Genomic DNA, 6,291 nt, shown 5'->3' with positions numbered 1-6,291 from the left:
CGTACGATGAATATAATCATCTGAAAGTTACGCCATTGGGTGAAGATGTGCTATATGGTAGGAAGGACGCTCAGCTGTCAGTGATTGTCAAGGAAAGCCTCATCGCAGCCAAGCGCAAACCGGAAAATCAGCAATCCGTTCCGGAAGAGGAACCGCAGTCAGAAGACCAGGTGTTGTTTGAAAAGCTCAAGGAATTGCGCAGGACCATTGCGAATGAAATGCATAAGCCGGCTTATATTGTCCTGCCAGATAAATCTTTACATTCTCTGGCAAGCTTGAAACCGACCAATCTGTCCCAATTCGGAAACGCTTTCGGTATCGGTGAGTACAAGAAGGCTCAGTTTGGTGACAGGTTTGTGAATCTGATATGCAGCCATCTTGGGGCTGTCGATGCCCCTTGGACTGATGAAGAAGAGAATGCACTGTTTTTCCTTTGGCGGCAAGGCAAGTCAATTTCAGAATTGGCGGAAATATTGCAGCGCAACACGGGCTCCATCCGTTCACGGCTGAAAAAGATCGGGCATGATGGATGCGGGTCAGATTAGCTTTTTGCCTCCCTCCGTCTTGCGAGAATGCTCTTTTCCTCGGGTTTTGTCACTCCACTCGCTTTGTGGCGTGCGGGCTGCGGCAAACGCAGCCAATAAGAATTATTAATAGTCTGTATTTCATTTCTCTCGCAAACCTTGCGCAATATGCGAGTTCATATCCATAAAAAAGTATTAGTTTTGCAGTATGAAACGCACAATACTCATATTAGTTCTGACCTTTATGGCCCTTTCTGCAAAAGCTCAGTTTACGGACAGCAGTACAGGCCTGCTCAATATGCCCTCGGCTGATATGAATCAGTCCGGGACGTTTACCATTACCAATAATTTCCTGAACAAGCATACGCTTCCTTCCAGAAGCTGGGATTACAGCACGTTCGGATACGGCTTCGGTATCACCTTCTTTTCAAGGCTGGAAGTGTGTTATATTTGTACTATCTGGAATTCCGAATGGAGTCCTCAATATCCCAAGCCGGATGATTACAGGTTTAACATTCTGAAGAATCAGGACCGCCATTTCTCGGCAAAGCTTCTCCTTCTGAAGGAAGGCGAAATATGGAAATGGACACCTTCGATTGCTGTTGGAGTGAGTGATCCGGTGACCGGATCCGGTGGGGATTATGTACACGGGAATGTAGGAGAAACCGGTAACGGCTATTTCAACAGATACTATGCAGTTGCCACCAAACATTTCTATACTCCCTGGGGTCAGGTGGGCGGACATTTGGGGTACCAGTACAACAAGCGCCTGGACTGGAACCGCAAGGGCATGATAGCGGCCGCTGACTGGTGTCCCGTGTGGCTTCAGAACCGCTGGTTTTCCCCGAAATTCGTTCTGGAGTACGATGCCAACACTGCTAACCTGGGCTTCCTCGCCTCCATCTGGGATAATCGTTTCGAAGCTATGTTCTGCCTCCAGGACTTCCGCTGGGTATCGTTCGGCTTGAGATTCAAGCTGAGGTTAAAGGGAACGGAATAGGAGTATAAAGTATGAGGTATGTTTCCATAGAAGAGTGCATCAAGGACGGCGCCCAGCCTTCCGGGTCTTCGCATACCTCGGTCAATCACGCTGATTATCAATCATCTAACATAGAAGCTATGCAAAAAACTTACGATTTTATCAAGCAGAATTGCCACAGCACGTATTTCATCGCAACTACCGATGGAGATCAGCCTCGCGTGCGCCCTTTCGGAACAATCAACATTTTTGAGGGCAAACTGTACATCCAGACGGGCCACAAGAAGGATGTCGCAAAGCAGATTGCGGCCAATCCGAAGGTGGAGCTTTGCTGCTTTGATGGGCAGGCCAACTGGCTCCGACTGAGCGGCATTCTGGTTGAGGATGAGCGCATTGAGGCCAAGAAAGCGATGCTTGACGCTTACCCCGAGCTTAGCGGGATGTACGATGAGAATGACGGCAATACCGCAGTGTATTATTTCAAGGACGCCACTGCACGTTTCGACTCCTTTGTAAAGGAACAGGAAATTGAGAAATTCTAAGGCGTCATGAACTTCTCCGGAATCATTCTGGGAGCGTCTGCTTTCATCATAATCGGACTTTTTCATCCCATCGTTATCAAGGCTGAATACCACCTTGGCAAGCGCTGCTGGTGGATGTTCGCCCTAACTGGCCTCGGCTTCTGTGTGGCAGCATTGTTCGCTGCCGACACTGTTGTTTCATCGATTCTCGGCGTGACAGGGTTCAGCTGCTTCTGGTCCATTCTGGAACTTTTCCAGCAGGAGAGGCGCGTCAAGAAAGGCTGGTTCCCCGCAAATCCCAAAAAGAAATAAAGTTCGTACAGAATGAATCAACTTTTTTCAGAAATGCTATCCAAGGCGGACCCGTTGCAGGTGGCTGGACTGTCCCGTTTTTTCAAGACGGGTCCGGGGCAGTATGGGGAAGGGGATAAGTTCCTGGGAGTCAAGGTGCCGGTGACGCACGGGGTGGTAAAGGCCTGCTGGCAGCAGACGAGCTTCGATAATCTTGAGGAGTGCATCCGCAGTGAATATCATGAGGTGAGGCTGGCCGCACTGCTGACGTTGGTGCAGATTTTCACACACGCCCGGAAGGATGCCGCACTGCAGCAGCGGTGCATAGATTTCTATCTCGGTCATACGGACTACATCAATAATTGGGACCTTGTGGATTTGAGCTGTTATGAAATCCTAGGACGTTGGCTTCTGGAACGGGATCGCAGTCTGCTCTATGACTTGGCCCGCGATGGCCGGACAATCTGGGAGCAACGCATTGGAATCGTCTCAACAATGCAGTTTATCCGACACGGACAACTTGATGATACATACACCATTGCAGATATTTTCCTGAACAAGCCACAGCCCCTTCACGACCTCTTGCAGAAGGCGGTCGGATGGCTTCTGCGCGAAGCGGGAAAACGCAATGAGGAAAGGCTCCGCCGCTATCTGGAAACAAACCACATGAGGATGTCCCGCACGATGCTCCGTTACGCCATTGAGAAATTCCCTCCCCAAGAGCGTTGCAAATTTTTGTACGGACGAAAGTCGCTCGTATAATGCGCAAAGTTTTATTAAATTTGCGTCAACCAAACTATTTCCTTATGGCACTTGACATTTTTCAAAAGATTTATGACTGGAAGAAGCCTCAGTGGCGTTATAAAATTGGTATCAGTTTGAGAGAATCTCCCGTGAAAGTTTATCGGGAGGTGGTAGTTCCGTCAAATATTCGTCTGCCGCATCTGGCGGAGCTGCTGATACGTACTGTGGGATGGGTCGGTTACCACATGTATGAGTTCAAAAGGGGTGATGATTTGTATACCAGCCGAGATGAAATCAGGGAGTATAATAGATGGGCGGAACCGGAGGAACTGGAGAGCTTTATCCAATGGCTTCCCGAGGGCTTTGATCCGCACAATTTCGATATATATGCGACTCGGCTCAGGATTGTGGACTTTTTCCGGGTCGTCCGGACTTTCACAGAGAGATACTAAGAAAAAGCAGTTGTGCAGAATACTTGCGATTGCATCAAAAGCGCATTGAAGCAGGAGTGTAAAGTAGATTAGGAATATATGGGGCGTAGTAGCACATTGAAAATTTGCATTTTAGCAGTAATAGCATCTGTTCTTTCCGCCTTTGCCGGCCTATATGCGCGCACCAGCACCGATTCCGGGTTGCAGGCCCAGCGCAGGGCCAGAGTGGAGGAGATAATCGGCACTATGAGCATCAGGGAGAAGGTGGCGCAGCTGTTCGTGATAGAGATTGACAGCAGGGAGGACTCAGCCACATTGATGGAGCAGGACACGCTCATACGCGATTGCGGTGTGGGATCCCTGATTGTAATGGGGGGATATGCCCGGAAGTTCGTGCCGAGGCTGAACCGGCTTCAGTCAATGGCAAGATTTCCTCTGCTCGTATGCATAGATGGAGAATGGGGCGCCGCCATGCGTCTGAAGGAATACAGGCCTTATCAGAGGCAGGCCCACTTCGGGCGTCTTGACAATGCTCGGGACCTTCTTTACAGGATGGGACGCAATGTTGGTAAGGAATTGAAGGACTTGAACATACTGGTGAACTTTGCTCCTGTGGCCGATGTCTGCCCGGAAAAGTACATCAATGATTTTGCTCAGAGGGCATTCAGCAATGACCCATCGCAGGTGGCTGATTACAGCAATGCATATATGCTTGGTATGCAGGATGCAGGCATCTATGCCTGTGGAAAGCACTATCCCGGCCACGGCGATACAGAGGTGGATTCGCACAAGGCCCTTCCTGTAATGAATTTCTCAAAGGAGCGGCTTGACAGCATAGAGTATGTGCCTTTCAAAAAGATGATTGACAACGGGCTGGCAATGATGATGATAGCCCATCTGCGCATCCCGGCAATAGATTCAAGCGGACTTCCAATGTCTCTGTCATCAAAATGCGTGCGTGACCTGCTTCAGAACGAGCACGGGTTCAAGGGTGTTGTGATTACCGATGCGCTTGCAATGAAGGGCGCAAGAGGAGATATGGACCAGGTTGACGTTGACGTTCTTGCGTACAAGGCAGGCGTTGAGATGTTCCTTATGTCAACAACCCCGGCTCAATCCATAGCCGCAATCACTGATTCTATTTCCAGATATATGCACTATGTCTCAGTTGAGCTGCCGGGCAGGCCGGGCAATGACTTCACGCTTGAGGATTTGAACAGCCGTGTACGCAAAGTGCTCATGCTCAAGGCCAATGCCGGATATTTCGATGATGGCTACTCCCCTGAAATCAAGCATCTTGAAAAGAAAATACGCAGGGCGGCCAGACGCGACAGGAGATTGCAGAAACGTATTCAGAAAGCTCTTGACGCATCAAGCGCACCCCCGCTTCCTGTTACAGACAGAGACGAAACAAGACAGCTTGACAAAGGCGAAACAAGAAGATAGTTTACAAGATGAAAAAAGTGCTTTTATTCATTATTGCCGTGTTGGCATTCTGCTTTTTTGAACCTGCAGCGGTTCATGCCATATCATACGGCCCCAGGGTGGAGAACGGATACATCAAGCGCGAGGTGAAGATTGCAATGCGCGACGGCGTGAAACTTCATACAACAATCTATCAGCCTGTGGACTGCGGCAAGGAGGGAAGGCCAATAATAATGCGCCGCACTCCGTACAGCTGCGCTCCGTACGGGGAGGAGTTCAGAAGCGAGGAGCTTTTCAATAACGAAATGGCGGTCTTCACAAAGCACAATTACATTGTTGTCTATCAGGATGTAAGAGGAAGATATGAGAGCGAGGGTTCATATAAGAACATACGTCCTCTGAGCGATGAGGTAAATGATGCCACAGACACCTACGATACCATCGCCTGGTTGGTGGAGAATACTCCCAACAACGGCAATGTGGGAATGTGCGGGATTTCATATCCGGGCTACTATTCAACCGTGGGCGCTCTCTGCGGCCATCCTGCGCTCAAGGCCTGCTCGCCTCAGGCTCCTATAGGTGACTGGTTCATTGGTGACGACATACATCACAATGGAGCGTACATGCTGCTTGATACAGATGATTTCGGTTCATATATCTTTGCTGACCGCGAGGCTTTTGCCACCGGCAACTACAAGCCGGAAGTGGATTACGGCAGCAGCAAGTTTGATTACTACAGCCGTTTGCATACAACAAAGAACATAATCCAGGCATACGGAAACGAGGACACACTACGAAAATACTATCCTTTCTGGTACGATATAATAAACCATCCGGACTATGACGATTTCTGGAAAAGCGTTGCCCATCTTCCATACGTCAAGGACGTGAAACCGGCAATGCTTGTTGTTGGCGCTCTCTTTGATGCGGAGGACTGCTACGGCGCCATTGAAACATACAGGACACTCCTCAAGAATTCACCGGCCACCGAAACCTACTACCTTAACGGTCCCTGGATTCACGGCTCCTGGAGGAACAGGGACTATGACCATCTGGGCGCCTGGAACTGGGGCCCCGGCCTCTTTGATTTCTTCTACAACAAGGTGGAGTACCCGTTCTTTGCACACTACTTGGAAGGCGCCCCTGAGAAACCTTCTCCTGTAACTCTCATTCCATCTTTTGCCGCCGACAGCAGTACAGCCGCCTGGACGCCTCTCTTCCTGGACAGCCTTCCTTCCTATGAAATGGTAAGAATGCCTTTCCAACATGGCGATAGCAAGGAAAGCTCATACGTCTCAGACCCTGCGAAACCACTGCGCTACCTGCATCCTTCAAAGAAGAACGTGCGTGACCGCAGCTATATGGCGGACAACTAT

The 6,291-nt window shown here is 49.6% G+C and carries 8 protein-coding genes; all 8 read left to right on the top strand.

What is annotated here, in order from left to right; all coding sequences use genetic code 11:
• Positions 1-545: HRDC domain-containing protein (locus AC06L3_RS00210; protein ID WP_475668612.1), on the top strand; the 545-nt coding region annotated here is incomplete at its 5' end.
• 187 nt (positions 546-732) lie between these two features.
• Positions 733-1,524: a YjbH domain-containing protein gene (locus AC06L3_RS00205; RefSeq protein WP_475668611.1), complete on the top strand. Its 792-nt coding sequence runs from the start codon at positions 733-735 to the stop codon at positions 1,522-1,524.
• Positions 1,525-1,535: 11 nt separating this feature from the next.
• Complete coding sequence (locus AC06L3_RS00200; RefSeq protein ID WP_475668610.1) at positions 1,536-2,045, top strand: pyridoxamine 5'-phosphate oxidase family protein; 510 nt, start codon at positions 1,536-1,538, stop codon at positions 2,043-2,045.
• A gap of 6 nt (positions 2,046-2,051) precedes the next feature.
• The gene (locus AC06L3_RS00195) at positions 2,052-2,336 is read left to right on the top strand and encodes a DUF4491 family protein (protein ID WP_475668609.1); all 285 of its coding nucleotides are present in this window, start codon (positions 2,052-2,054) and stop codon (positions 2,334-2,336) included.
• Between the two features lie 12 nt (positions 2,337-2,348).
• Entirely contained in the window at positions 2,349-3,077 is a 729-nt protein-coding gene (locus AC06L3_RS00190) for a DNA alkylation repair protein (RefSeq protein ID WP_475668608.1), read from the top strand.
• A gap of 44 nt (positions 3,078-3,121) precedes the next feature.
• Entirely contained in the window at positions 3,122-3,511 is a 390-nt protein-coding gene (locus AC06L3_RS00185; protein WP_475668607.1) for an IS1096 element passenger TnpR family protein, read from the top strand.
• A gap of 96 nt (positions 3,512-3,607) precedes the next feature.
• Positions 3,608-4,936, top strand: coding sequence for a glycoside hydrolase family 3 protein (locus tag AC06L3_RS00180; protein WP_475668606.1), 1,329 nt, complete (start codon positions 3,608-3,610; stop codon positions 4,934-4,936).
• A gap of 8 nt (positions 4,937-4,944) precedes the next feature.
• Positions 4,945-6,291 (top strand): CocE/NonD family hydrolase (locus AC06L3_RS00175; RefSeq protein WP_475668605.1); only part of this gene is annotated, 1,347 nt, incomplete at its 3' end.

The organism is Candidatus Egerieousia sp. (assembly GCF_056211015.1).
Note: the sequence above shows the minus strand (reverse complement) of the source record. Positions and strands in the feature narration are given on the sequence as shown.